This is a genomic window from Candidatus Flexicrinis affinis, assembly GCA_016716525.1.
Lineage (GTDB): Bacteria > Chloroflexota > Anaerolineae > Aggregatilineales > Phototrophicaceae > Flexicrinis > Flexicrinis affinis.
The window spans coordinates 1,215,983-1,240,390 of the sequence record JADJWE010000001.1 but is presented as its reverse complement, the minus strand read 5'-3'; the positions used below and the strand labels follow the sequence as shown (position 1 = coordinate 1,240,390).

24 protein-coding genes, 1 tRNA gene and 1 other annotated feature are annotated in these 24,408 nt (G+C 60.7%); of the genes, 6 read left to right on the top strand and 19 right to left on the bottom strand.

Annotation, left to right across the window (positions count from 1 at the left end; all coding sequences use genetic code 11):
* Positions 1-2: 2 nt before the first annotated feature.
* Genes IPM16_05255 through IPM16_05225 form a run of 7 tightly spaced genes read right to left on the bottom strand, consistent with a single transcriptional unit; the run spans position 3 to position 5,466 of the window.
* Positions 3-602, bottom strand: a complete 600-nt coding sequence (locus IPM16_05255) for a glycerol-3-phosphate acyltransferase (protein ID MBK9122516.1) — start codon at positions 600-602, stop codon at positions 3-5.
* Positions 599-1,375, bottom strand: a complete 777-nt coding sequence (locus IPM16_05250) for a carotenoid biosynthesis protein (protein ID MBK9122515.1) — start codon at positions 1,373-1,375, stop codon at positions 599-601. The genes IPM16_05255 and IPM16_05250 overlap by 4 nt, the downstream gene beginning before the upstream one ends.
* Positions 1,372-2,352, bottom strand: a complete 981-nt coding sequence (locus IPM16_05245) for a hypothetical protein (protein ID MBK9122514.1) — start codon at positions 2,350-2,352, stop codon at positions 1,372-1,374. Before IPM16_05245 ends, IPM16_05250 begins: the two co-directional genes overlap by 4 nt.
* On the bottom strand, positions 2,349-3,188 hold the full coding sequence (locus tag IPM16_05240) for an alpha/beta fold hydrolase (protein MBK9122513.1): 840 nt from the start codon (positions 3,186-3,188) through the stop codon (positions 2,349-2,351). The genes IPM16_05245 and IPM16_05240 overlap by 4 nt, the downstream gene beginning before the upstream one ends.
* A complete protein-coding gene (locus IPM16_05235) occupies positions 3,172-3,711 on the bottom strand; it encodes a hypothetical protein (GenBank protein MBK9122512.1) in 540 nt (179 codons plus the stop codon). The genes IPM16_05240 and IPM16_05235 overlap by 17 nt, the downstream gene beginning before the upstream one ends.
* The gene (locus tag IPM16_05230) at positions 3,671-4,489 is read right to left on the bottom strand and encodes a lycopene cyclase domain-containing protein (GenBank protein MBK9122511.1); all 819 of its coding nucleotides are present in this window, start codon (positions 4,487-4,489) and stop codon (positions 3,671-3,673) included. Before IPM16_05230 ends, IPM16_05235 begins: the two co-directional genes overlap by 41 nt.
* Before the next feature lie 29 nt (positions 4,490-4,518).
* On the bottom strand, positions 4,519-5,466 hold the full coding sequence (locus IPM16_05225; protein MBK9122510.1) for a squalene/phytoene synthase family protein: 948 nt from the start codon (positions 5,464-5,466) through the stop codon (positions 4,519-4,521).
* 180 nt (positions 5,467-5,646) lie between these two features.
* Here IPM16_05225 and pyk point away from each other — a divergent pair, with 180 nt between their 5' ends.
* Positions 5,647-7,104, top strand: a complete 1,458-nt coding sequence (pyk, locus tag IPM16_05220; protein ID MBK9122509.1) for a pyruvate kinase — start codon at positions 5,647-5,649, stop codon at positions 7,102-7,104.
* Between the two features lie 35 nt (positions 7,105-7,139).
* On the opposite strand, the gene IPM16_05215 is transcribed toward pyk, so the two are convergent.
* The 4 genes from IPM16_05215 to IPM16_05200 form a co-directional block, all read right to left on the bottom strand.
* Complete coding sequence (locus IPM16_05215; protein ID MBK9122508.1) at positions 7,140-7,724, bottom strand: zinc ribbon domain-containing protein; 585 nt, start codon at positions 7,722-7,724, stop codon at positions 7,140-7,142.
* A 61-nt stretch (positions 7,725-7,785) separates the two neighbouring features.
* A complete protein-coding gene (gene glgX / locus IPM16_05210; GenBank protein ID MBK9122507.1) occupies positions 7,786-9,963 on the bottom strand; it encodes a glycogen debranching protein GlgX in 2,178 nt (725 codons plus the stop codon).
* A 7-nt stretch (positions 9,964-9,970) separates the two neighbouring features.
* Positions 9,971-10,300, bottom strand: coding sequence for an STAS domain-containing protein (locus tag IPM16_05205; GenBank protein ID MBK9122506.1), 330 nt, complete (start codon positions 10,298-10,300; stop codon positions 9,971-9,973).
* Between the two features lie 177 nt (positions 10,301-10,477).
* Entirely contained in the window at positions 10,478-12,460 is a 1,983-nt protein-coding gene (locus tag IPM16_05200) for a PDZ domain-containing protein (GenBank protein MBK9122505.1), read from the bottom strand.
* Between the two features lie 153 nt (positions 12,461-12,613).
* Between IPM16_05200 and IPM16_05195 the strand changes: the two genes are divergently transcribed.
* Positions 12,614-13,705 carry an SH3 domain-containing protein gene (locus tag IPM16_05195; protein MBK9122504.1) on the top strand — a complete coding sequence of 364 codons (1,092 nt, stop codon included), beginning with the start codon at positions 12,614-12,616 and terminating at the stop codon, positions 13,703-13,705.
* A gap of 61 nt (positions 13,706-13,766) precedes the next feature.
* Here the strand turns inward: IPM16_05195 and IPM16_05190 are convergent, their stop codons facing one another.
* The 3 genes from IPM16_05190 to IPM16_05180 form a co-directional block, all read right to left on the bottom strand.
* Positions 13,767-14,561, bottom strand: a complete 795-nt coding sequence (locus tag IPM16_05190; GenBank protein MBK9122503.1) for a tryptophan-rich sensory protein — start codon at positions 14,559-14,561, stop codon at positions 13,767-13,769.
* Between the two features lie 103 nt (positions 14,562-14,664).
* Complete coding sequence (gene udk, locus IPM16_05185; GenBank protein ID MBK9122502.1) at positions 14,665-15,312, bottom strand: uridine kinase; 648 nt, start codon at positions 15,310-15,312, stop codon at positions 14,665-14,667.
* Between the two features lie 72 nt (positions 15,313-15,384).
* Positions 15,385-15,456 (bottom strand) — tRNA-Thr (locus IPM16_05180).
* Positions 15,457-15,581: 125 nt separating this feature from the next.
* Between IPM16_05180 and IPM16_05175 the strand changes: the two genes are divergently transcribed.
* The 3 genes from IPM16_05175 to IPM16_05165 are packed head-to-tail and all read left to right on the top strand — an operon-like array spanning position 15,582 to position 18,570.
* Positions 15,582-16,238: a hypothetical protein gene (locus IPM16_05175; GenBank protein MBK9122501.1), complete on the top strand. Its 657-nt coding sequence runs from the start codon at positions 15,582-15,584 to the stop codon at positions 16,236-16,238.
* 18 nt (positions 16,239-16,256) lie between these two features.
* Complete coding sequence (locus IPM16_05170; protein ID MBK9122500.1) at positions 16,257-17,381, top strand: response regulator; 1,125 nt, start codon at positions 16,257-16,259, stop codon at positions 17,379-17,381.
* A 10-nt stretch (positions 17,382-17,391) separates the two neighbouring features.
* Positions 17,392-18,570 (top strand): GAF domain-containing sensor histidine kinase, encoded by a 1,179-nt coding sequence (locus IPM16_05165; protein MBK9122499.1) that lies wholly within the window; start codon positions 17,392-17,394, stop codon positions 18,568-18,570.
* On the opposite strand, the gene IPM16_05160 is transcribed toward IPM16_05165, so the two are convergent.
* The 5 genes from IPM16_05160 to IPM16_05140 all read right to left on the bottom strand — a co-directional run bounded on the left by IPM16_05160 (position 18,551) and on the right by IPM16_05140 (position 23,186).
* Positions 18,551-19,513: an alcohol dehydrogenase catalytic domain-containing protein gene (locus IPM16_05160; GenBank protein MBK9122498.1), complete on the bottom strand. Its 963-nt coding sequence runs from the start codon at positions 19,511-19,513 to the stop codon at positions 18,551-18,553. The two genes, IPM16_05165 and IPM16_05160, sit on opposite strands and share 20 nt — an antisense overlap.
* Before the next feature lie 9 nt (positions 19,514-19,522).
* The gene (secF, locus tag IPM16_05155) at positions 19,523-20,488 is read right to left on the bottom strand and encodes a protein translocase subunit SecF (protein MBK9122497.1); all 966 of its coding nucleotides are present in this window, start codon (positions 20,486-20,488) and stop codon (positions 19,523-19,525) included.
* A 21-nt stretch (positions 20,489-20,509) separates the two neighbouring features.
* On the bottom strand, positions 20,510-21,928 hold the full coding sequence (secD, locus tag IPM16_05150; GenBank protein ID MBK9122496.1) for a protein translocase subunit SecD: 1,419 nt from the start codon (positions 21,926-21,928) through the stop codon (positions 20,510-20,512).
* Between the two features lie 193 nt (positions 21,929-22,121).
* On the bottom strand, positions 22,122-22,820 hold the full coding sequence (locus IPM16_05145) for a hypothetical protein (protein ID MBK9122495.1): 699 nt from the start codon (positions 22,818-22,820) through the stop codon (positions 22,122-22,124).
* Between the two features lie 33 nt (positions 22,821-22,853).
* On the bottom strand, positions 22,854-23,186 hold the full coding sequence (locus IPM16_05140; protein ID MBK9122494.1) for a preprotein translocase subunit YajC: 333 nt from the start codon (positions 23,184-23,186) through the stop codon (positions 22,854-22,856).
* Between the two features lie 156 nt (positions 23,187-23,342).
* Positions 23,343-23,575, top strand: a binding site (T-box leader).
* A 35-nt stretch (positions 23,576-23,610) separates the two neighbouring features.
* On the opposite strand from IPM16_05140, the gene IPM16_05135 reads away from it, so the two are divergent.
* Entirely contained in the window at positions 23,611-24,396 is a 786-nt protein-coding gene (locus IPM16_05135) for a class I SAM-dependent methyltransferase (protein MBK9122493.1), read from the top strand.
* The last annotated feature ends 12 nt before the right edge of the window (positions 24,397-24,408 follow it).

Below are 24,408 nucleotides of genomic sequence, written 5' to 3'. Positions count from 1 at the left end.
GTTCAGTCTTTGCGCAGGCGCTTAGCCGGCGTCGTTACTCGAAGTGGCTTCTGGAGATCCAGTGCGTGCTTGACGCCAAATACCACGATGTTCACAGCCAGCACGATCCACCACTCCCAGCGTGCGTCTACGAGCACGAACAAGACCGCGATATTGCCCATCGTAAGCATGACCGCCCACCCGCTCACAGTGGTGAACAGGGTGTAGACGACGAGCGAAGGCACGCCTACGACCGGCACAGTCCACAGCGACAGCCCGATCCAGACTCCTAGCGTCACAGCGACGGCCTTACCGCCTCGGAACCCAAGAAACGGCGAATACGCGTGACCGAGCACCGGGGCGATCCCCGCGAGCACAAGCTCCCAACCGGACAAACCCACGACCTGCGCGGCGATACCGACTGGAAGCGCACCCTTGGACACTTCTAGGACGATCGCAAGGCCGCCCCATGCCAGTCCCCCGGAGCGAATCACGTTGAACGCGCCGGGGTTCCGATCGCCGACCTCGCGGATGTCTCGGCGCAGGCCGACGCGTCCCAGCCACACGGCGAGCGGAAGCGCCCCGCAGAAGAACCCGAAGGCGAAGAACACTAGGCCGTTCATAGCCGGCCGCGCCTGCGGATACTGAGAGCCAAGAGTAGTCCCATCGAGGCGAAGCCGAACACCGCTGGCCCGCCCAGTCCCCAGAACACGGCCATGCCAATCGCCTGAAAGACCCACACGACGGCGTATATGACGAGCAGCGGGGGTGCATTAACCGGCGCAGGTCGCACGGTCAACGTCACAAGAAACGACACGACGAACCACCCCGCAAAGTTGACCCATGGAATTCCAAAGTACCCCACGGGTTCAGCCCACTGCCAGAAGCCCCACGCCACCATTTGCGGGTCGAGATACAGGTCCCACGCGGTCATCGCGGCACCGCTTATCGCAGCAAACGCGATCGTGCGCAGCGGACCAAAAGGAAGCGCAGCCGTGACCCGCTGCGCGACGGCCCACGACGGGCCAAGCATCATCATCCATGCGACCGGGATCAGCAGCGGCACGCCTGCGACCTGCGGTTGCAGACCATCGGTATACGCATAGTCGCCGAAGGGCACACCGGTCGTCGACCCAAGCCATTCCGCGCCAAACGTCAGGACTGCCACGATAGCGAAAGTCGCTGCGACACGCGTAGTCGACCACGTAGCGCGGAGCGCAATCAGCACCGCCGAGACCTGAAACAAGGCGCTCACGGTCGTCATCGCCGGAATAACGCCATCGCCCGCTACCCACCGTGCGATCGGGAGCGCAATCATCGAAAGCACCCAGGCGCCGACCGCGACCAACACCGCGGGGGCCATCCGAAGCTGCATCGCCTCGATGCGAGCGATCATGTCGTCACCAGCCTGTGAATCTCGCCGTTGACCTCCAATGCGGCGCATTCAGCGACATCGTCGACGATGACGCGCCCGGCTCGGTCGGTCAGCCGAACGTGGATACGCGCGTTCATGGTCTCGTCAACCCGGCGGTGCATCTCCGTCCGAATCGGGGCCTTCAGCAGGCCGCCTTGAGCGCGCTGCGAGTGCATTTGCAGCACGAAATTGCGGTCGCGCACGATCCACTCCACTGCGCTATCCGTCACGGCAAGCCGGGTAACCGTCGCACCGGTGTACGTCGCCCAGCGATAATGCCGTCCATGGTGCCACATCGCAACGATGAAACCCGGGAAGTTCAGACCCCACAAGGGAATGCGGGCAATCGACGCGCTTAGCGACGAGCCGGGCGTGCTGAAGTGGTTACTCTGCTGCCAAATGTACGCGGATGGGAAATTCGTCCCCCAATCCTTCTCCTGATAACCGACTCCGTCGGTGAAGTCGACCGTGACGCCGTCAATCACAAGCGAGCCGCGGATACGGTTGTCCAAGCTGACGAGACCGTGATAACACTCCATAGCCGGAATGTAGGCAAACGGCCCCATGATACCGGGTCGCAGCATGGTCCATGGCAAGTTGGTGTGCTCGACGTATTCCAGCGTCCCGGACACAGTTCGCTCGCCTACGAGGTCGACTGTCAGCGACGATCTGCTGAAGCAGTTCGGACCGACGCGAATGTCGAAACGCGTGCGATCCGCCCAAAACGCCTCTACCGGATATTCGTGATAAGACGCGCAGCCCTGCACGCCGTCCAGCACCTGCACGAAAGCATGATCTTGCGATGAATCCTCCGCGTAAAACACGCCCGGGATGATCGCCCACCGCTGACTCCGATCGGCGCTGACGTGCTTGAAATACCAGCCCTCGAAGTACGGCGGTTTGCGGCCGAAACCGTGATAGATCGACGGATCGGAAACACCACGCAAATACCGGATCACGCGGGCGCCCTTTCGACCTCGGGCACCTGAAGAAACCGCAGCACGGCATCTCGAACGTGCGGCCACGATCGCTTGTCGCGGGCATTCAGATTGTGGTCGCCGGGAATCTCGACATGCTGTACGGTACCGCCCAGACGCGCGGCCAACTTGCGCGTGTTGGCCGGCAGCACAAGCGTGTCCTCACGGCCCTGCACGACCAGCGTCTGGGAGTGCACTTTGGGCGCGCTGGCGTATGCCTCTACGCCCGCCGCACGAATTTGGGCGAACAGGTTGACCGGCACGGCGAAGTCGCGCACCGCCGTGCGATGATCGTCACGGTCAAGGTCTATTCCCGGCATCATGCGCGCCGTGTTCTTGCGAAACTCAGGATCATCGAAATCGGGTGTGAACAATCTGAACGGCTTGAATTGAGGCATGACGAATCGCAGGACCGGCAGCGCCTGCCAAAGGATGTGATTAATCCTGTGAAAGGGTGCAAGCAAAACGAGACCGTCTAGCGACTGCCCGGCGGATGCCGAAATCGCCAGCGCGCCGCCCAGACTATGCCCAACGACCACGACGCGGCCATGGCGCCGGCGCAGCTGGCCGAGCTTGTCGACCACCGCCGCCTTCCAATCCAGCGCCGTCTTGCTCGAGAGTACGGCGATCTCCGGCCCAAACCCGGGCAGCAGCATCGCCTCGACCGTCCAATCCGCGGCGTGGAGTTCTTCCGCCAACGGGCGCAGATCGTCAGCCGTTCCGGGAAATCCATGCACCAACAGGACGACCCCGCGATGGCCCACCAGTGTGAACGGGCGGTGTTCGTCGCCCGTGAACGCATCAGTTGTCGGAAACATGCGTCATCCCGATCGAACCGATCGGTTCCTCAAACGCGGGTTTCTCGACGGGCGCCGGCTCAAGGTCTCGAAGCAGCGACTTGTCGAACAAGTACAGCAGCAGCCCCTGAACCATGATTCCGATGCCGATTCCCACCGTGCGCGGACCGGCGCCACGCCTCCGCGCTAAGCGGAAGCCGCCCCAGATATACAACAGATCAAGACCAGCATTGATGGCGAGCAAGCGAGTCAGATTGCGCCGTTCTCGGGCTTGTACGTCGGGCGAGTCGGGATCAGGCAGCGACTCCCTGCGCCGATTCGCCGCCTTCTGGCCGAAAACGGCGATTCCGATGTTGATCAACCCCCAACCGATGCTCTGCGACCCGATAGCCCGCAGCAGAACACCTTTCGTGCTGAGCACAGCACCAGCAGCGATGTTGACGATATTCCATGAGAGCAGTTCCCGCGACACCCGGCGATTGAACGCCCAGATGTCAACGTGTCTAGTGGTTTCGCGATATGTATCGCGCCTTGAATCGTTCATAACGCACCTTAAGAAATTCCGGCAGGCGCTGTTCACTCTCCTTCGAGAGGACCAGCGTCACGCCAAATGCGAGGAGGGTGTTGGTGAGGCAGAAGAACAGAAACTCTTCGACCGGCAGGTGCGGGATGACATTCAGACCCAGCGTCTTCTTGGGGCTGATGTTCCACGTTCCCGCTTCGATCGCGTGGCTGTCGGCGGCACCGAGATACAGCGATGCAGGGATCAGCGCGCTGGCAATCATCTTGCGATGGCGCCACAAGATGTCGCCGCCAAAAGCCGTTTGGAGCATGATCGGCGGAAGCGCCCAGCTTGTGATCAGCGTCAAGTAGCGCAGGCGCGGGCCGCCCTTTAACAGTCCGAGCAGCGACAGTACCCAAACGACGCCGATCCCGGCGGTCACCGCTGCGCGCTCCACCGGCATCGTGTTCCCGGTCGGCGGGTCCGCTTCGATGCGGCGTGCCATAGTCTGCAGCAGCGAACCAGTCAGCAGCGGTTGCAGAACGAAAAACGAGTACTCCTCAATCGGCACCCACCCCAATCGAATGCCTGTTACGAGCTTGCGGTCGTAGCCCCAGATCTTTGACGCAACCAGATAGTTGTCCCAGATCGTCGTGTACGCTACTGCAACCGCCGCATGTGCGAGCAGCACCTTGTCTTCCGGCCAGTTTGTCAGTTCTTCGGGCATGGACCGGCCACGCCTGCGGTCCCACCAAAGCAAGGCGCGCAGGACGGCCAACGGCAGGATGACAAATCGAGCCAGAAACCCAAAATAACGCATGGAGAGCGCCTTCCTTGGCGGCCTGTCGCCTAATGCTGCTGTGCCCGCCGGCTCATCCACCAGATCGTCGGCAGACGGCTGAGCTTGCCGGTCAAGCGAACGTGTGCCCGCCGGCTAAAGACATCATAGTCGTGCCGCTCGATGTCGCTGAGGATGGCGTCGTACAGTTTGCCTGCCGCGGTGATCGCAAGCCTGCCGTCCGGGTCGAGTAGTGCGATTCCGCGCCACGAGTCGTTGTATAGGGCGCGGTTGCGCTGAATCTGAAAACGCATGAAGCGGCGCCACCGGTCTGTAACACGTCCCGCGCCGATGTCGGCATCGGAAAGGCCGAAGTCTGCAAGTTCGTCTTGCGGCAGGTACACGCGACCGGCTTTCCAGTCCTCCGCCACGTCACGCAGGATGTTGGTAATCTGCAGCGCAACACCGAGCCGAACGGCATACGGAATGGCCTCGTCCCCGCTGAACCCGGTGATGTGCATCGCCATCAGGCCCACGGTCGATGCAACGCCGTAAGAATACTCCGCGACATCCGAAAAAGTCTGGTAGCGCTTCTGAGTCAGGTCGCGCTTGACCCCGTCAATGAGCTGGTCGCTGTAGCCGCTCGGGATACCGAACCGTGTCTTCGCATCGGTCCACGCGACGATAACAGGATTCGGGTAGGCGTTCGACGCATTCAGGCGCGCACGCCACACCTCCAAGTTTGCTGCTGGATCGCCCTGCGGATGATCGACAATATTATCGGTAACACGGCAGAACGCATACAACGCCCGCGCGGCGCGCCGCTTATCGGCAGGAAGCATGGAGCTGGCGAGGTAGAACGTGCGGCTGTGCTGACGTGTGACAGCTGCACAATAGGCATACGCAGACGACAGCCCCGGGGCCGACTCGCCCGTCACCGTATCGCGGCGCGACTGCTGGGCCTGTTCTGCCCAAGCCAGCAGTTGGTATTCCCAGGAGTTTGGCAAGTATGTCGTCATTTACCGTTCTACCAGTCGTTACAGACCCATATAGTGGTAACGAATTCGTTGGAACCGGATATGAATTCCGCCTTAGCGACCGATAAGCACTTCAGGCCGGGTACTGTATACTTCGCACTATTGCCCTGCAGAACAATCTTGGGCATAGTCTTGCACTGACTTGCGAAAGGATGTGGTACCGTGACCAGTCCGCTCTTCAGTGGAAAAAAGACCAAGATCGTGGCGACGATTGGCCCGAGGTCTTCAGACGAGGAGACTCTGCGACAAATGATCCGCGCCGGCATGAACGTCGCGCGCATTAACTTCAGCCACGGCACGCATGACGACCATGCCACGCGTATCGAACGAGTTCGCCGCATTGCGGCCGAAGAGGGCACGGTCGTTGCTGTCTTAAGCGACATACAAGGCCCCAAAATCCGCATCGGCCAGATCAAAGGTGCCGGCATACCTTTGAAATCGGGCGACAAGGTCGTGATGGCGCTAGATGAGAAGGCCGACGGCACTGACAACATCATTCCGCTTCCCCACCCCGAGTTTATCACAGATGTTCTCGCGGGGATGACGCTTCTGCTAGACGACGGCAATCTAGAGTTCAAGGTCGACTCGACCTCCACGCAGCAGCTCAACTGTACGGTCGTCATCGGCGGCAATCTGACGTCGCGCAAGGGGGTCATGGCGCGTGAAGCGAAACATCGCATGCGCGCAATTACCGACAAGGACCGTAAGGATGTCGAGTTCGCGCTCGAACAAGGCACAGACTTCATCGCGATGTCGTTCGTCCGCAGCGCCGACGACGTGCAGGAGATGCGATGGCTGATGCGTCATCTCGGCCACGAGGATGTCGGCCTCATTGCGAAGATCGAGAAGCACGAAGCCCTTGACCGCATGGAGTCGATCTTGGCGGGCGTGGACGGCGTCATGGTGGCGCGCGGCGACCTCGGCCTCGAGATCGGCGCCGAGAACGTGCCATACCATCAGAAGCGCATCATCTCGCTGTGCAATAAGGTGAACAAGCCCGTCATTACGGCCACGCAGATGCTCAGTTCGATGGAGCACAGCCCCCGCCCAACCCGCGCCGAGGCCAGCGATGTCTACAACGCCATCGTCGATGGCACAGACGCCGTGATGTTGAGCAACGAAACGGCATCCGGCGACTATCCCGTAGAAGCCGTGCGCATGATGGCGCATATTGCCCGTAACGCCGAGGCTCACCTGCCCGCCGGCCGCACGCAGGACGACAAGCATCTCGAAGGCGTCGAGCGCATCGCTGACGCCATCTGTGAATCGACGTTCCAAGTGTCAGAGGCGCTCAAAGCCAAGGCCATCGTCACGGCCTCGCTCACCGGCTTTACAGCGCAGCGCGTCGCCGGCGAACGCCCCACGACGCCGATCTTCTGCGTTACACCGCGCCAATCGACGTACCGCCGAATGGCGCTCGTGTGGGGCGTGATCCCGCTGCTGGTCGATCAGTTTCAGACGATCGAAGAGATGATCCGTGTTGTCGCAGTGCAAGCACAAGCTGCGGGAATAGCCGCGCAAGGTGATATCGTCGTCATCGTAGCTGGCGTGCCGTTCGGGCTCGGCGGCGGGACAAATCTGATGAAGGTTCACCGAATCGGGGAGTCGTTCCCGGGCTAGCGGACGCTCCACCCCAGCCGTTCAATCACGGCGGGTTACTCGCCGTCTACAAACTCCAGCGACGGGGTCTGTTCTGTGCGCCCCGCCTGAAGGTCGCGCCGGCGCCGGCGTGGCTCGGCCATCGCCGCTCGCCCCGTATCCGTGACCGGAGTCGATCGGACCGTCCCGGCGTCCGCCGTGCTCGTTACGACCTGCTGTGCCGCACAGTACGGGCAGATCGTCCACGGCAGTTCCAGCGCGTTGCCGCACTTGTGGCAGGCCTTCTTGAGCTTGGTGTGGCAGTGCGGGCACACTTGCCAACCGGCCTGAACACGCTGACTGCAACCCGGACACGTCGGCTTCTCTTCGATCTCCTGCAAGAGCGCCTCTTCCTCCAGCGAGCGTTCGTAGGCCTCGGCCAACGTCTCGCGCGGGCGCAGCAGGAAATAGATCAACAGGCCGGGGATGTTGAGCAGCGCGACAATCGCGGTGACGAACACCTGCGCCAATGGATCACGCGAGCGGGCGCGCATGTCGCGGTTGGTCCACACAATCATCGCCAGCCACAGTGCGGCCAACGCCACAATCCCGTACAGCGCGATCAGTGTGGTGATGTCCGATCCACCGGTTGTCTGGTTCATTCGCGAGAGCTTTCAACTCGACCCAAGGAGCGTGTCTCGAAGGATAGCACGCCGCGCGCAGTTACGACAATGTGCGACGGCGTGAGCGCGGCGCCTTGGGCGTTGGTTTACCGACGAGAATCACGATCGAGCGCCCGGCCACCGTCACGAATCGCTGCTGTGCAAGCACCGTTTCGTCGCCGGGTACACAGACGTCATGTGGGGAGTGGGCCGACGTGTCACAAAACCGGAACCACGACATACCATCGGGGAGCGACGGGATCTCGAACCGGTGATCGTCCCAGTGGACGTTCATCGCCATGTACACGTAGTCATCCTGCGCGGCACCGCGTACGCCAGACTGCGCGCCGTGCTTGCCGCACATCAACACCGCCAACGTACGGTTATGCTGCGACCAGTCCGTTACCCATGGCTTTGTCGTGTGCCAGCTAATGTCCGGGTAGCCGCTGCCGACCTCGTCGCGATGGGTGAAGTGCTGGCGACGGCGCAGGATCGGGTGTGCCTTGCGGAAGGCGATGACATGCTTGAAGAACTCGAACAGGTCGGCGTTCTTCTCAATCAACGTCCAATCGAGCCAGTTCAGTTCGTTGTCGTGGCAGTAGGTATTGTTGTTGCCGTGTTTGGTGTGACCGACCTCGTCGCCCATCGAAATCATCGGTACGCCTTGGCTAAGGAATAGGACGGCGACGGCGTTCTTGACCATCTGTCGACGCAAGGCGAGGATATCGATGTCGTTCGTCGGGCCTTCGACCCCGCAGTTCCAGCTGTGGTTATCATTGTGGCCGTCGAAGTTGTCTTCGCCGTTGGCGACGTTGCGCTTGCGATCGTAGCTGTAGAGGTCCATCAACGTGAACCCGTCGTGGCATGTGACGAAGTTGATCGAAGCACGCGTACCACGCTCGCCATACATATCCGGCGAACCTTGTATGCGTTCTGCCGCTTCCCACACTTGCCCGCTGTCGCCCTTTAGAAACCGCCGAATCGTGTCGCGGTATTTTCCGTTCCACTCCGCCCAACGCCCGTACGCGGGGAACGTCCCAACCTGATACAACCCGCCCGCGTCCCACGCTTCAGCAATCAGCTTGCAGTTCGCCAGCACCGGATCGTGGGCGAGAGCCTCTAGCAAAGGCGGATTCGCCAGCGGCATGCCGTTGGTGTCGCGGCCCAGTATCGTCGCAAGGTCGAAGCGGAACCCGTCGACATGATATTCCGCGGCCCAGTAGCGCAGGCAGTTGAGCACCATGTCACGCACGACCGGATTGTTGCAGTTGAGCGTGTTGCCCGTGCCGCTGAAATTCAGGTACTCGCCGTTCGGCCCCAGCATGTAGTACGTTTTGTTGTCCAGCCCGCGAAAACTGATCGTATGGCCCTTGTGGTTGCCCTCTCCGGTGTGGTTGAAAGCGACATCCAAGATAACTTCAATGCCGTTCTGGTGCAGCGCCTTGATGAGCGTCTTGAACTCGTCAGCCTGCATCCCGTACCGGCCCGTGCCGGCGTAGCCCGCCTTCGGCGCGAAAAACCCGAGCGAGCTGTAGCCCCAATAGTTAATCAACCGCTCGCCGGTCAGGGGATTGACTCGGTCGTACTCATATTCGTCAAACTCGAAGACAGGCATCAGCTCAACGCAGTTGACGCCGAGTTCGAGGAGATAGGGAATCTTCTCGCGGACGGCCGCGAACGTGCCCGGCGGGTAATGCACCTGACTGGAGGGATGCCGCGTGAAGCCGCGCACGTGCATTTCGTAGATGACGAGGTCCTCAAGCGCGATGTTCGGCGGTTGATCGTCTCCCCAATCGTAGTCGTCCAGCAGGATCTGCGCGCGGTGCGGGAACGGATTGTCGGGGTCGGGCGGCTCGCAGAACACGTCCCGACCGCTGATTAGTTTGGCGTAGGGGTCAAGCAGGACCTTGTTGCGATCGAACCGGTGGCCTTCACGCGGTTTGTGTGGACCGTTCATCCGGTAGCCGTATTCGAGATCCTCGATGTCGATGTCGAACACCTGCATCGCAAACACGTGGCCGACGCGAAACTCCGGATAGAACGGAATCTCAACATACGGCTCGTGTGCGCCCTTGTGATACAGGACGAGCCACGCCTCAGTCGCATACCGCGAGAAGACGGCAAAGTTCACGCCGCTGGGGGTAATTGTCGCGCCAAACGGATACGGCTTACCGGCGCGCAAACGAAAACCTTCGTGCGTATGCGTCGGCTGTTGATCAATAGGTTGGCGCTGGAGCATTGGGGCGTTACATCAGCGCTAGAGCAGTTCCACGGTCGCTGTACGTACGAAACAGGTCGAGAAAGCCGGTCATCGACATGACGTCTGAAACATCGTCCGTCAGGCCCGCCAAGGCCATCGTGCCGTTCTTGTCGCGAATTGTGCGGTACAGAGAGAGTAGAAAGCGCAGCGCCGCGCTGGACAAGTAAGGGACTGCCGCGAGGTCGAGGAGAACCTGTTTCCCTTCTTGAATTTGACTGAGTACGGCGTCTTGAATTGACGTTACGCTGTCCCCGTTCAACGCGCCCTTCAAACTGAGCACGGTGACATTATTGAATTGTTCGACGTTCCAAACCATCTCTTGATCCATAGCCAATTGATCTGGCGCGTTTAACCTCATCATATAACCGGCATTATACCGCTTAAACATAAAGAGTCGAACATTTTCGTATACTTTCACTCAAACAGAGTTCGTGTTTCATTCAAAACGAAACCCGGGGCCGCCCCTGCGATCGGCACGGCCCCGGCAAACGGCCTAAAACTGCAGCAGGATGCGTTCGGCCTCTTCAAGGATCGGATCGCCGTCCGACAACAGCGTGTCGACCGTGACCGGCACGCGAACCGTGGGCGGCACACCGAGGCTCTCGATATGAATGTTGCCGTCGGCGTCGAGCGAGCGTCCCGCCGTATAGCGCACGATGACGCCCTCGGGCATCACGAAGTCGTCCACACTGCCGCCAAGGCCAGCGGTCGGATAATGTCCGACAACATCGGCACGGTCCTCGAGCGAGAGGTCATAGGCGAATCGTTCGCATGCGCTGGCGCAATCGGGCCCGATCAGAACGACGACCGGTCCGAAGTAGCGAAGGTCATCGGCCGGCAGGTACATCCGCTGTACCGAGCGCGGGTCGAAGATGAACTCCCCCGCCTCTTTGTTGTAGTACCCCCGCGACCCGACCACCAGCGGTTCGTCGAAGAAGTAAGCGGCCATCTGATCGGCGATGAACCCGTTGCCGCCCCCGTTCTGGCGCATGTCGATGATCAGGCCGGGCGCGCCCTGATCGATCACCGTACGGATCATCCGCTCCCACAGCTGAATCGTGAGAAGGTCGTTGTCATTGAACGAGTAGATCTTCGCGTAGGCCAAGCCGCTGTCCAATACACGGAAGTCCAGTGGGAGTTCGTAACCGGTAAACGCCGGTTCGGGGCTGTAGAAGAAGCTGTCGAACTCGTTGACCACCTGAAGTGTCGCGGTGACGGGCGATGATCCGGCGTTCTGGTATGTGATCTCCACGCTGCCGGTGGAGAGCGGGAACCGCAACGCGTAGCGCGCCTGCGCGAGTCGCCGGTTGTGTTCGGTGCTAAACGTCTCGCTGATTGGATTGGTCCGCGCGATGACGTCCTCGATCGGTCGGCCATCGACGGCCAGTATGCGCGCACCGCGGCGGATTCCCTCCTGCGCGGCGGGGCTGCTCGGCGTCACAAAGACGACGTAGGACTCGCGGTCGTCGGTTTCGCGAATGGCAATCCCCACGCCGCCTTCGACGGCTGTACGGACGCGATCGACAAACAGGCTGAAGGGCCGCACGCTGACGTGTCCATCCGGGAAGCCCCAGATAATCTCGGAGAGCATGTCGAGATAAAGCTGGCGGTCGCCGCGTTGGTCGGCCTCCTCGAAGCGCGGGCGATACTTCTTGACCACCGCGTCCCAATCCAGCCCTTTGTACTCGGTGAACGCGTACTCGTTGCGCAGCTTTTCGACCATCGCATCGAACGCATCCGTATAGCTCAATCCGCTGTAGTCGACCAGCGCCGCGCCTTCAGGCTCGATCAAATCGATGACCTGCTCTTGAGAACGGTCAAAGACGAACGGCTCGCTGTCCATGTCAACGACCGAATACCCCTGCGGCACCTCGACAATCGGGTCGTCATCAGTGAACAGTAGTCCATCAGCGCCGAATCCGCTCGGGAAGCCCTGGCCGGGTTCGGGCGCAAAGATCAGAAACTTGCCGCCGATGATTTCCATCCGCTTCTCGGGGTCTTCGCTGATGCGTGTTGAGGCATAGGCCGTCGACCAGCCACCGCCGGACAAGTCGCGTTCCTCTAAGAACGGATCGCCCCACACGTTGTTCCAGTAGGCCACCGCGAACACCATGACACCGACTTCTTGCTCGCTGTCGTTGTCAACGTCCCGCAGGGTCCCCTGTGGCTCGATGGGCAGGGCGACGCTGTACGTAAACGGCGATGTATAGAAGTCGGACGTGATCTGACCCAGCGTTTGCGATTCTGGCGGAAAGACAAAGTACTCATTGCGATCCACAAATCCGGCTTGGTCTTCGAGGATCACGAGTGGAGAGGCAACGCCGGACGTGAAGAACGGACTCGTATAGGCCACCGAGCCTGTGATGACGACCGGCCCGCCTTCGTCGTTGACGACTTGGGCTGGCGGCAGGGATTGCGCCGAGGCCATCGCGGTGACGAGCAAGACAAGGACAAGAGAGAGATTCAATCGAGTCATGGGAGGTATTCGCCTGATTCGCCTGCATTCGACAGTGTGATTATCGCGCATCATCGTACAAAGCACTCCGGCTATTATGGACGCCTAATCTAGGAACTTGCGCTACAATCCGAAGCATGTGTCATGTCAGTCGTGATGTTACGGGGGCCTACCATGTCTGATTGTGTCGCTGTCGTGCGGGGCATCCCACATATCCCATCCGTCACCGAAGTCAACGTGCGTTCCGGTCCCGGCACCAATTTTGAGGTCGCGTTCACGGTGCCGGTCGGCATGGACAGCTTGCGAATCCTCGACGTCACGCCCGATGCCGAGAACAAAGCCAAGGACGGCAAGATCTATCAGTGGTTCAAGCTGACTTTCCACGGCGGCGCTGTTGGCTATATCCGCGACGATCTGCTTGACATCGTCGGGGACTGCAGTGAACAGGGCTATGGGGTCTACAGCGAGCGGACGTTCGTATTTACCGTTACCCGCGCCGGGGCAGAAGCGCCGCTGCCGGTCCCTACTCGTCCCATCACCGGCGTGTTTGGTCTGGAGCGTGTGCGCCGGGCCGCATTTGCCATTACGCATGTCTTCGAGGGTAAAGGCTACCCGGCCTACCAGAACTACGACACCGGAATCGTTAGCTACGGGCGTTTTCAGTTCACGCTCTCAAGCGGGAGCTTGGGGACAGTTATTCGCCGCTACTTGGAACGGTCGATTACGCCGGTTGCCGACATGCTGCGCAACGAGTACCTGCCGCGCATCCTCGCGCGCGATCCTGCACTGCGCGACGACCAGCGCATGCACGACCTGCTTGTCGCCGCAGCCGACGAGGACGCGATGCGCATCGTCCAAAACGAGGTCGCGACGGAGGCGTATTGGGATCGCATGTTGTCGATCAGCGCGACGCCGCGCGGGATTCAGCTTCCGTTGAGCCTCGCGCTGCTCTTCGATATCGCCATCAACTTCGGCGTAATGCACGGCTTGATCACGCGCGCGGAGACCGAACTTAACGTTCCGCTCCGAAGCAGAGTCGGCGACACCGGTGTATCCGAGCAGGAATTGATGGCTAAAGTGGCCGAAATCCGCAAGATCAGCCACGATCGTCAGGCCGACCGCGACAATCTACCGGGTCTGAAGGTGCGCGGCGATTTTTGGGTCAACCTTGTCGCCAACGACGATTGGGCGCTCAATGGCGACGCGAACGGCGACATCCTTGTGAAGGGCCGGCCCGTTCAAGTGCGGAACCCGGCTGAGTTCTAAACACAAAGGCGCTCGCGGATGAACCCCGAGCGCCTTGATTCGATGCCTGTAGTGTCGAGTGTTATGCGCGCGCGGAACCTGCTACGGCGGGTGACGAGCCGCCACCGAACATCCGCAGCGCGACTAGGACGACCAGCACGGCGGTAAGCCCGGCGACGGCCACGGCAGCCACCGCGACGCTCGAGATGGCGCCGTGACGGACCGCAATCGCACTAACCGCCCAAACAATCACCAATCCATAAGCGATGTCGCGCCGCAGCCACACCATGCCGGCGGCGACGATTCCCGTGACCGTGAGCATGATAACGGCCCATACCTCGGATGAAATGCCGAACCCATCCCAACCCGCATCGACCAGCAGGTAACCGGCGTTGGCGATCGTCGCGGCAGTAATCCAGCCGATGTAAATGCTGAACGGAACGTGGATGGCAATCTTCGTCACGCGGCTCACCTCGGACACGCCAATGCCAAGCCGGATGTAGATCGCCAGCAAGGTGCCCAGCAGGAGCAGCATCATTACCATGCTGAGTGCGAACTGGTTGTAGTGGAAGCACGTCAGCCATGCGATGTTGAATACGCTGCTGGCCGCGAACAGGTAGCCGATACGCTGAACGGCCGGGTTATCACGTTGACTGGGAAGCGCTTGATAGACGCCGAAGATGATGAGGAACGTGTAGATGACTCCCCAGATGCTGAACGCATAGTTGGCTGGGAAGTACAGCATGTTCGAGTAGCGGTTCGCGATCTCAGCGCTGGTCTGGCCGTTCAGCGGCAGCGACTGAGAGATGAAGTTGAAAGCGACAACGGCCGCCAACGCGAGAATGTTGACGAGCTGACCAGCACGGATTCCGGACACGGTGCGCACCTCTTTGTAGATTGTGCAGAAAGTAACAATAATCGCAATATAGCACTTTCTACCGCCGGAAACACACGACTCTCAGCGACCTATCTGTGACGCCTTAGGAACGACTTAGGTGTGGCGGCGTACCACGCATGGCAAGCGCGCGAACCCGATCAGCGACCATGTCGATCGCCGGATGATCGAAGCCCATCTGCGGAATGATGATGTCGGCATAGCGGCGGCTTGGCTCAACGAATTCAAGGTGCATGGGCCGCACCGTTCGAAGATACTGCTCAATCACGTTGTCGACCGAGCGGCCACGCTCGCGGATGTCACGTTGGAGGCGGCGGATAAAGCGGATATCGGAGTCGGTATCCACGAAGATCTTGAAGTCGAGCAGATCGCGAAGCTCCGGCTCGGCAAAAATCAAGATCCCTTCAACCAGGATGATCGGCTGGGGATCGACGTGGATCGTGCGGTCGGTGCGCGCATCGATCGTGAAGTCGTAGACCGGGATCTCCACAGGCTCCCAGTCGCGCAGACGCTTGATATGCTCGATCATCAGCGGCGTATCCAGCGAGTCGGGATGGTCGAAGTTCACCGTAGCGCGCTTATCGGGTGGAAGGTTGATTAACTCGCGGTAGTATGCATCGTGGGGAAGATACGCGATTTTGTCGCTGCCGACCCGTTCTACGATCGCCATGGCGGCGGTGGTTTTGCCTGAGCCTGTCCCGCCGGCAACGCCAATCGTAAACGGTACGCCTATCTCGTGCTGCGTGCTCACACCCGTGCCCCCTGAACGAAAACGGCCTGCATCAGAGCATGCAGGCCGTTGGAGAGCCACCGAAGGGATTTGAACCCTTAACCTGTCGCTTACGAAGCGAATGCTCTGCCGTTGAGCTACGGTGGCGTAGACGGCAGCAGTATAGCATTGGTTGAAACGCCGTTCAAGACCCCCTCCCCGGTCATTGGTCGCGGCGTACTTGAGGCGCGGTCATACGAGATCACATATGAGCGCTGCGCGTGTTGAGGACCGTGAAACCCTATGAGGAGCCAGAGCGGCAGATACGTATCGAGGCCGCGGCAACGCGGGTGATCATGCCGAGCATCGTGATCGGCTACATGCTGACCGAGGGCATGCCGCTGCTCGATGCGGTCCTTGTGGTGACCAAGAACGGCCGGTTTGCCAGCGGGCTGAGGCGCAGTGGCATATCCGATTTCGAGGGCGTTCCGACCGACGACGAATCGCTGCGTCGTGCAGGTGCGGGTCGCGTGATTAGCCCCTTTCGAATCGCAGCGCGGTTCATGCTGCTGGCCACAACCCGGCCAGTCGTTAGCGACTTTATCACGTATGTGCTGTACAATCCCCTTACACACTTGGAGACGTCGGAGCTGTGCATCGACGAAACCTCGCCGTGGGTCCGCCGTCAAATCGGCGACCTCGACTTACAGACGAAGTATGAGGGGCGTGTCATCGGCGCGCGGCTGACTGACGAAATGGTGGTGTATGCTCCTCCGCCTCAATTCCGAGTTGAGGCAGGGCATGTTATGCTGATAGTTACAACGATGGAACGGTTTGACTCCCTGCGTGAAGACGCGTGCGGCAGTGCGAACAAGCGCCCGAAATCATTCCGCACTGCAAAACCCGCGTCGGCAACCTATCGCGCAGGAGAGCGATACTCGCTATCATAACTGCGGAGGAGCCGCACAATGTCCGAAAAGATTCTGGTTGTCGATGACGACGTCGAGAGCTTGAAGCTGATCAGCCTGATGCTGAAACGGCAGGGCTACGACGTGGCTATTGCCAATTCCGGTGTACAGGCGCTGTCCAAAGCACTGGCAGAGATGCCGAACCTGATCATCCTCGACATCATGATGATGGACATGGATGGCTACGAAGTGTGCCGCAGGCTGCGGGCAAACCCCGAGACACGGCCTATTCCGATTATCATGTTCACGGCCAAGACCTTGATCGACGACAAGGTCGCCGGGTTTGAGGCCGGGGCTGACGACTACCTGACGAAGCCGACCCACCCTGCCGAGCTCGCATCACGCATTAAGGCCGTGCTCGCTCGCAACCAGACCAGTTCGCAGAGCGTGCGCCCGCAAGGGGTCGCTGTTGGCGTGTTAGGCGCGAAGGGCGGCATCGGCACAACCACGGTTGCCGTCAACCTCGCCGCGGCACACCAGCAAAACAAGGGGCGTCCGATTCTGGTCGACTTCCGGCTTGGCGCAGGACACGCCGGCATGTCGCTTGGCCTGAAAAATCTCGATGGAATGGCGAACGTGTTGAGCAAGCCGGTCAACGAGATCAAAGCGCCGCTGCTGATGCAAAACCTCGTCACGCATGGCAGCGGATTGCGCCTGTTGGCCGCATCTGCCGATCCGCGCGAGGCGCAGCTGCGATTTACGCCGGACGCTGCAAACGCGATCATTCGCGGCTTGAAGGCGATTGGCAACCCGATCGTGATCGACCTCGGCGCAGGATACAGTGAGCTGACAGCGCGCATGCTGCCGTCACTTGACAAGTTGGTCATCCTCGTCGAGCCGGTCGCCATGGTTATCGCTGCGGCTGAGCATCTGATCGAGGCGATCAAGAACGACTTCAACAAGCCGATCCACATCGTCGTCATCCATCGCACGCCGTTGGCCCGTGGCATGATCACCTGGACCGATGTCGAAGCGCGCTTGGGACAGTCGGTCGCCGGGATGATTTCCGCCGCACCCGAAATCGCATATCAGGCGATGGAAGCGGGAAACCCGATCGTACTCCAGCAACCCGGCGCCGTGATCGCCAATCAGTTCATGAAGCTCGCCCAGACGATCCCGGGGTGATACCTACGCTATGGCCGACGCCGAGCAGCAGCTCGAGGACTATCGGAAAATACTCGAGATCACCAAACATCTGAATTCGACGCTCGAGTACCGGACACTGCTGCAGCAAATCGTGCTGGCTGTCGTCGATGTCGTGAAAGTCGAGGCGTGTTCGATCCTCCTGATCGACCCGTCGACGGGCGAGCTGCGCTTCGAGATCGCTTCGAACCTACGCCCGCAGGAAACCGAGAAGATCGTCGTCCCGATGGACCGCAGCATCGCCGGCTGGATTGCCTCACATGGCGAGCCGCGTGTCATCGAGGACGTGACCAAAGAGCCAATCCACTTCCGAAACATTGAGAAGGAAATCAAGTTCGAGACTCGAAACCTGTTGGGCGTGCCCCTCAAGACGCACACGCGCGTGATCGGCGTCGTGCAGGCCGTCAATAAAATCGGCGGCCGCTTCACCGGTGAAGACATCAACTTGCTGACGATATTGGCGAGCCAAGCAGGTGTCGCTATCGAGAATGCCCGCCTGTTCATGCAGAGTGATTTCATCTCGGAAATGGTGCACGAACTGCGTACGCCACTGGCAGCGCTGAAGGCCAGTGTCAACTTGTTGAAGCGCCCAACCCTACCTGCCGATAAGCGTGACGAGGTCCATGATCTGCTCGAGGACGAGACCGACCGGCTGATTTCGCTGACGTCGGACTTCCTCGACCTCGCGCGGCTCGAGTCTGGACGGGCGGAGATCGAGCGCGATGTGGTCGACCTCTATCCGCTCATCCGCGACTGCATGGCCATTGTCGAGCCGCAAGCCGCCGGTCGCGAAATCGAGATCAGCCTCGAGGTACCGGAAGCCGCCGTCGTCGGAGACAAGGGCAAGATCAAGCAGGTCGTCCTCAACCTGCTGACGAACGCAATCAAGTACAACCGGCCTCGTGGATCGGTGAAGGTCACCGCGCACAGCGCCGACAACGGTATGGTTCAGGTCGACGTTGCAGACACGGGCGACGGCATTAGCGCCGACAACCTGCCTAATATGTTCCGCAAGTTCTTCCGTGCCGCCGATCACGCGAATCGGGTTCAGGGCACCGGTCTCGGTCTCGCCATCTGCCGAACAATCGTTGAAGCGCATGGCGGCAACATCTGGGTCAACAGCGCGCCGGGCAGCGGCTCGACGTTTTCGTTCACCGTTCCCGCGGCGTAACGTCCAGCAGAACCTTGAGCGCACCGGGCCGTGCCGCGTGCTCGAAGGCCGTCACGGCTTCCCGCAGAGGATAGCGTGCATCGATCAGCGGCAGCACGTCGACAGCCTTCGTTTCCAGCAGCCGCAGTGCTGCGGGGAACGGACCGCACCGGCTTCCGATCACACGAACTTCAGCCACCACGACTTTGGTTAGGTCCGCAAGAGGCAGGCCGACGTACGTCGATTTGAGGTGGATAACGCCGCGCGGCCGCACCAGCGATAACGCGGCGGCGAAACCTTCGCTGGCCCCGGTGCAATCCACGACGACATCGACACTCGCCGGCGCAATGTCGTCGATGCGGACGGGCTCGATCCCCCACTTGCGCAGCAAGTCGACCTGCCGTTGGCGCCGTGTGACCGCGCGAAGCCTCGCGCCGGTCAGCTTGATGACCTGCGCACACAACAGGCCCAGCTTCCCAGCACCGATCAACACGACTTCGTCCGTTGGACGGATCGGCTCCATTTCCAGGATCTCAAGCGCCGCCGCTAACGGCTCGACAAACACCGCTTCGTCATCGCTCACGCTGTTGGGGACTACGTGCAGGCAGTTCGTCTGCAGCGCGAGATACTCGGCAAACGCACCGTCGTGCCGGTCGATCCCCACGGTGGTGCGATTCCGGCATTGTGACGGGACGCCATCGCGGCACATATCGCACTTACCGCACGCGACATTGATCTCCCCGACCACGCGCCGGCCGATCAGATGCCCTGGCCCGTGCTCGACAATGCCGACAAACTCATGCCCGAGCACCCCGCGGAACCCCATGTAACCCTTCACCAATTCGAGGTCGGTGTTGCAGATACCGGCCGAAATCACGCGCACTAAACACTGATGCGCTCCCGGCACAGGATTCCGATAGTCGGCGGTCACGCCGAGGCGATCGGATAGAACAGCAGCAAACATCGGCAGCTTCTACTCCTCGACAGGAAGCGGCGGCGGGACAAGCGACCCAAGCCGTGACATCAGCGGGATTTCGCCCTTCTCCCACGCCACCAGCAGCGGCACGGCCGTAAAGATCGACGAGTACGTCCCGCTCAACAGTCCAATGAACAGAATGGCGATGAACTGCTTGATGGTGTCGCCGCCGAACAGCAGGATCGCTGCCATGATGAAGAACGCGTTGAGCTGCGTCGCGAGCGAGCGGTGGATCGTCTCCCAGATGCTACGGTTGACGATGGTCTCGTACGGTTCGCCCAGATAGCGCGGGATGTTCTCGCGGATGCGGTCGAACAATACGATCGAGTCCTGCACGCTGAAGGCAAGAATGGTCAATACGGCCGTGAGGAACAGCGCGTCGACCTCCCACCCGAGCAGCAGCCCGGCGATCGATGCAACCCCCATGACCACCAGCACGTCGTGGATCATCGCCGCAATCGCGCACAGGCCGTAGCGCAACGCCTTCGGTACTGTACGGAATGCGACTACGATAAACAGCGTTACGATAACTCCGCCGGCAAACACGGCGAAGAACGCCGCGCGAGCAACTTCCGCCCCGATCGTCTCGCTAACACGTTCCGTCAACGTGCTCTCGCGGTCGAGCGGGGCGATTGATTCGAGATCGTTGAACAAGTCGTCGACGACAGCTTGCTCGAGAAACGAACCGCGTACCGACCATCGCTCGTTTCCGCCACTGTCGACATTGCGCTGAACCGTGACGTTCGCGCCGTCGTAACGCGCGAACACGTCGCGCAGGGCGTCCTCCGTGACCGTTTCTTCCTCGAATCGCAGGTCATAGATGCTCCCACCGACGAATTCGATACTCAGCCGAAACGGCGCACCAGTGGTGAGCGTCGAGTAGACCATCGCGATGATGCCGGGCAGGATGACCGCGGCCGAGAGAAGAAAGAACCAGCGCCGGCGTTCTACCAAGTTGAACATGTGTGTCGTCCTTGCCCGCGCCTACGCGCCCAACAGCCATTTGCGCTCGGTCAGCGGCTTCTGCAGCCACTGCGCGAGGATATAGAGGAATGTCCGCGTCACAATCGTGGCCGTGAACAGGTTGATGACCAGGCCGAGGATCAGCGTGATCGCGAAGCCGCTGACTACGCTTGCTCCGGGCGTTTGGCCGAAGAAGAAGAGCACCGCGCAGATGATGATGGTCGACGTGTTCGAGTCCCGGATCGAGCCCCAGGCCCGGCTAAAGCCGTTGTCGAGCGCGGTGCCGAGAGGCTTGCCGGCCCGCAGTTCTTCCTTGATGCGTTCGAAGATCAGGATGTTGCCGTCGACCGCCGTCCCGATCGAGATGAGGAACCCGGTGATCGCTGGCAGTGTGAGCGTGACCGGCAGCAGTTTGAATATTGCGAGATTGAGGACTGCGAACACGAGCAACGCCAGCGCGGCCGCGGTGCCTGGAACACGATAATACAACACCATAAACGTCAACACGACGATCACGCCGATGATGCCGGCGCGGATGCTCAGGTTGACGGACTGCTGCCCGAGCGTCGCTCCGACGTCGGTCACGGCCTCTTCCCGCAGCGGGATCGGAAGCGCACCGCTGCGCAGTTGAAGCGCGAGGGTGTTGGCTTCGTCCTGGGTGAAGTCGCCTTCGATGACGAACCGTCGATCGAGCCGGTCGCGGATGTACGGGGCTGACAGCACGACGCTGTCAAGCACGATCGCCATTGGCTCACCAACCCGCGACCCGGTGTAGGTTGAGAACGCTGCTGCGCCTGCGTCGGTCAGTTCGACAGCGATGTAGAAGTCACCGGAGTTGATGTCGAACTGCGCCGCTGCCGCCGCAAGGTCGGCGCCGGTCAATGCCGTGCTGAACGGCTGACCTGTACGTGGGTTCAAAATTGTCGGTGCAAACGCCCGCGCGCCCGCATCGCCTGCCTCTTCACGCGCGCGCAGCAGTTGATCCTGCGCAGTGGTGAGCACGCGCTGATCGATCAGGCTTGAGACCTCACCCCCACTCAGCCCGCCGAAGTCGACAAACTCGAGCAGCGCCGTAGCCTTGATCGTATCGACGGCCTGCTGCTTGTCGGTTACACCCGGCAGTTCGACCAGAATGCGCGTGTCTCCGACGACCTGTACCGTCGCCTCAGTCAGTCCGAGGCCGTTGACGCGGCGCTCGACATTTTCGGCAGCGCGCTGCAAGTCGTCACGGGAGTACGTCCCGAATGGCAACGCAGCTTCGAGCAGCACGCGCACGCCGCCAACCAAATCGAGGCCTAGGGGCTGCTCATTGATCGCGAGGTCGGGCTGGCCGTCGTTGTCCGTGTCGAGCGTGAACCCGTTGGACAGCGGCGTCGCGACCCAGATCGCAAATGCCGTTAGGAGGGTAACGAGTACCATCCATCGGTAATAACGTGTCATCGATAACCTCTCCCTGTTGGCCGCTTGCCGTGATCAGCCACATGGCTGAATTGGCATAGGCCGCGTTGTGCCCGTGAGGAATGAGTGCGAGCCAGAAGATAGACCCGTCCGGCAGTACATAGGGCAAGAACGGCTTCGTGCGCCGGTCTTTCCACCCTCTGACTGAACGATTGATGCTATGTGGTCGGTGACTCTACAAGCGCAGGATCACAACGAGAAGAAGAATCGCACCGATTGAGTCTACGATCAAGCTGAAATCTACCGGAAGAAGTTGGAGATCGCTGATATCCGGGAAAGCGTCCCGCGGCAATGGGCTCGCATTCATCAGCCGAGCCGCCAGTTCTCGCGCCTCCTCCGCGCTGAAACTGCCTTCGACGACAAATCGCTTACCGAGCCGGGTGCGGACAATCGGCGCCGACACGACTCGCCCGTCAACGACGATGCCCATCGCCTCGCCGATACGCGACTCCGTGAACGTAGCCAACACTTCGCCGCCAGCATCACTCAGTTCAACGTCGACCCGGTGGCTGCCAGTGATCGAGTCAAAGTGCGCTTCAGCGTGCGCAACGGCAGCACCGGTCAATACTGTTGTAAACGGCTGGCTTGTCACCGGGTGCAAATGGCGCGGCGGCACCGCGTCCGACAATGTGGTGCTCGACACGCCACGCTCGACCTGAGCGGTCGTCAGTATCAGTTGGTCAATCAGCAGCGCGGTGTCGGCGGCCGTCAGCCCGGAAAGATCGACCAGTTCGAGCGGAATCCCGGTTGATTCGGCGCCGTCTGCCTGAGCAACCGTCGGTATACCCTGAGCCGCGACAGAAGACTGACGCACACCAACAACGATGACCGCTGCAAATGACAGGAGCGTGAACCAGCGCACCGTACGCTTCATTACATGCTGGCCTCAAGCTGCCGGCGCACAAAGCTAAGCATGCTGTTCACCGGCCTCTTCCGCTTGGCGGCCCATCTGCGCGTTGCGAGCCAGTTCTTCGGGATCGAACTGCTGAAGCAGCGATGCCGTTACAGCGCGGACCCGTACGCCCGGCGCGATCTCGATCACGGCGATGCCCTCGTCACCGCGAATCTCGATGACTTGCGCGATGAATCCACCGGCGGTGATGACCTCATCGCCCTCTGCCAGCGTGCGAACCAGCCGTTGCCGCTTGCTGAATTCGCGCTGCTTCGGAAAGATCACCAGCGACCAATAGCCCGCTAGCCCGAGCAGCATTACCGCCGCCAGTACAACCCATTCCTGCATCGTTCGCACTCAAACCCTTAACCTAAGCTATGTGGGATGATACAGCCGCCTCCGACCGAAATACAACGGTGAGCGTGTTACCGTCACTTGCCCCAAATCCGAGGGATTGACGCCTGCGACGGCCCCGTGCTACAGTGATCACACATCGCAATACCCATAACAGCACCGATTGGGAAGAGTAGTTCGCGACCCCGCGCAGAGAGCGCCCGCCTTGGCTGAAAGCGGCCGCCGATCCGGTTCGAACGAACGTCACCCATGAGCTGCGCGGCAGAAGCGACTCGCGTCGTGGGTAAGCCGCGCCGGGCCAGCCCGTTACAGCGTTCGAGTGCCGTGTCTTCCCGACACGGAATCAAGGTGGTACCGCGGAGCTTGCGCCTTTCGCCCTTGTGTGGTGAATGGCGCTTTTTGTTTTCTGGAGTACGCGATGCAGCGGACCAACGACACAAACGCGTTCTACGACTCGATCGCCGAGCACTATCCCCTGTTCTACAGAGATTGGGAAGCCCAGCTCGACCGCGAGGGCTTGTCACTGCGCGCGATCTTCCGCAACAAGGGCGTCGAGCGCGTGCTCGACGCCGCCTGCGGCGCGGGCACACAGTCCGTCGCGCTGGCTAAGCTGGGCTTCGATGTCGTGGCGTGCGACCCGAGCGCAGGCATGCTGCGCAAAGCCAGCGAAATCGCTGAACAATACGGCGTGCTGGAGAAGATCCAGTTCGAGCGGATCGACTTCTTGCACTTGCAGGAGATCGTCAGCGGCCCGTTCGACGCGATCGTGTGCAAGGGCAACAGCCTGCCTCATCTGCTCGAGGACGAGGAGATCGAGACGACCCTAATGATCTTCCACGAGCTGCTGCGTCCCGGCGGCGTGCTCGTCATCGGAATGCGCGACTTCGCCCCGTTCATGGAGGATCGGCCCCAGTTCATCCCCGGTTTCGTACACGAAAACGACGATGGAAGCGAGTTCATCACGTTCGACATTTGGGAATGGCACGATGGTCCGCCGGTACTGGCGACGCAAAACCTGTTCATCGTACAGGGCAGCGAGCGCCCCGGCTACACGACGGTAAAGCGGCGAGTACGCTACCGCCCGCTGTCGACCGACGAGGTCAAGGTCGTCCTGCTCGAGCAGGGCTTTTCCGACATCACCGACGAACCCGACCGTTCCGAGCGGGTGCTCGTCGCACGCAAGCCGTTATCCGCGAGCCGCTAGAGAGTCAGGAGC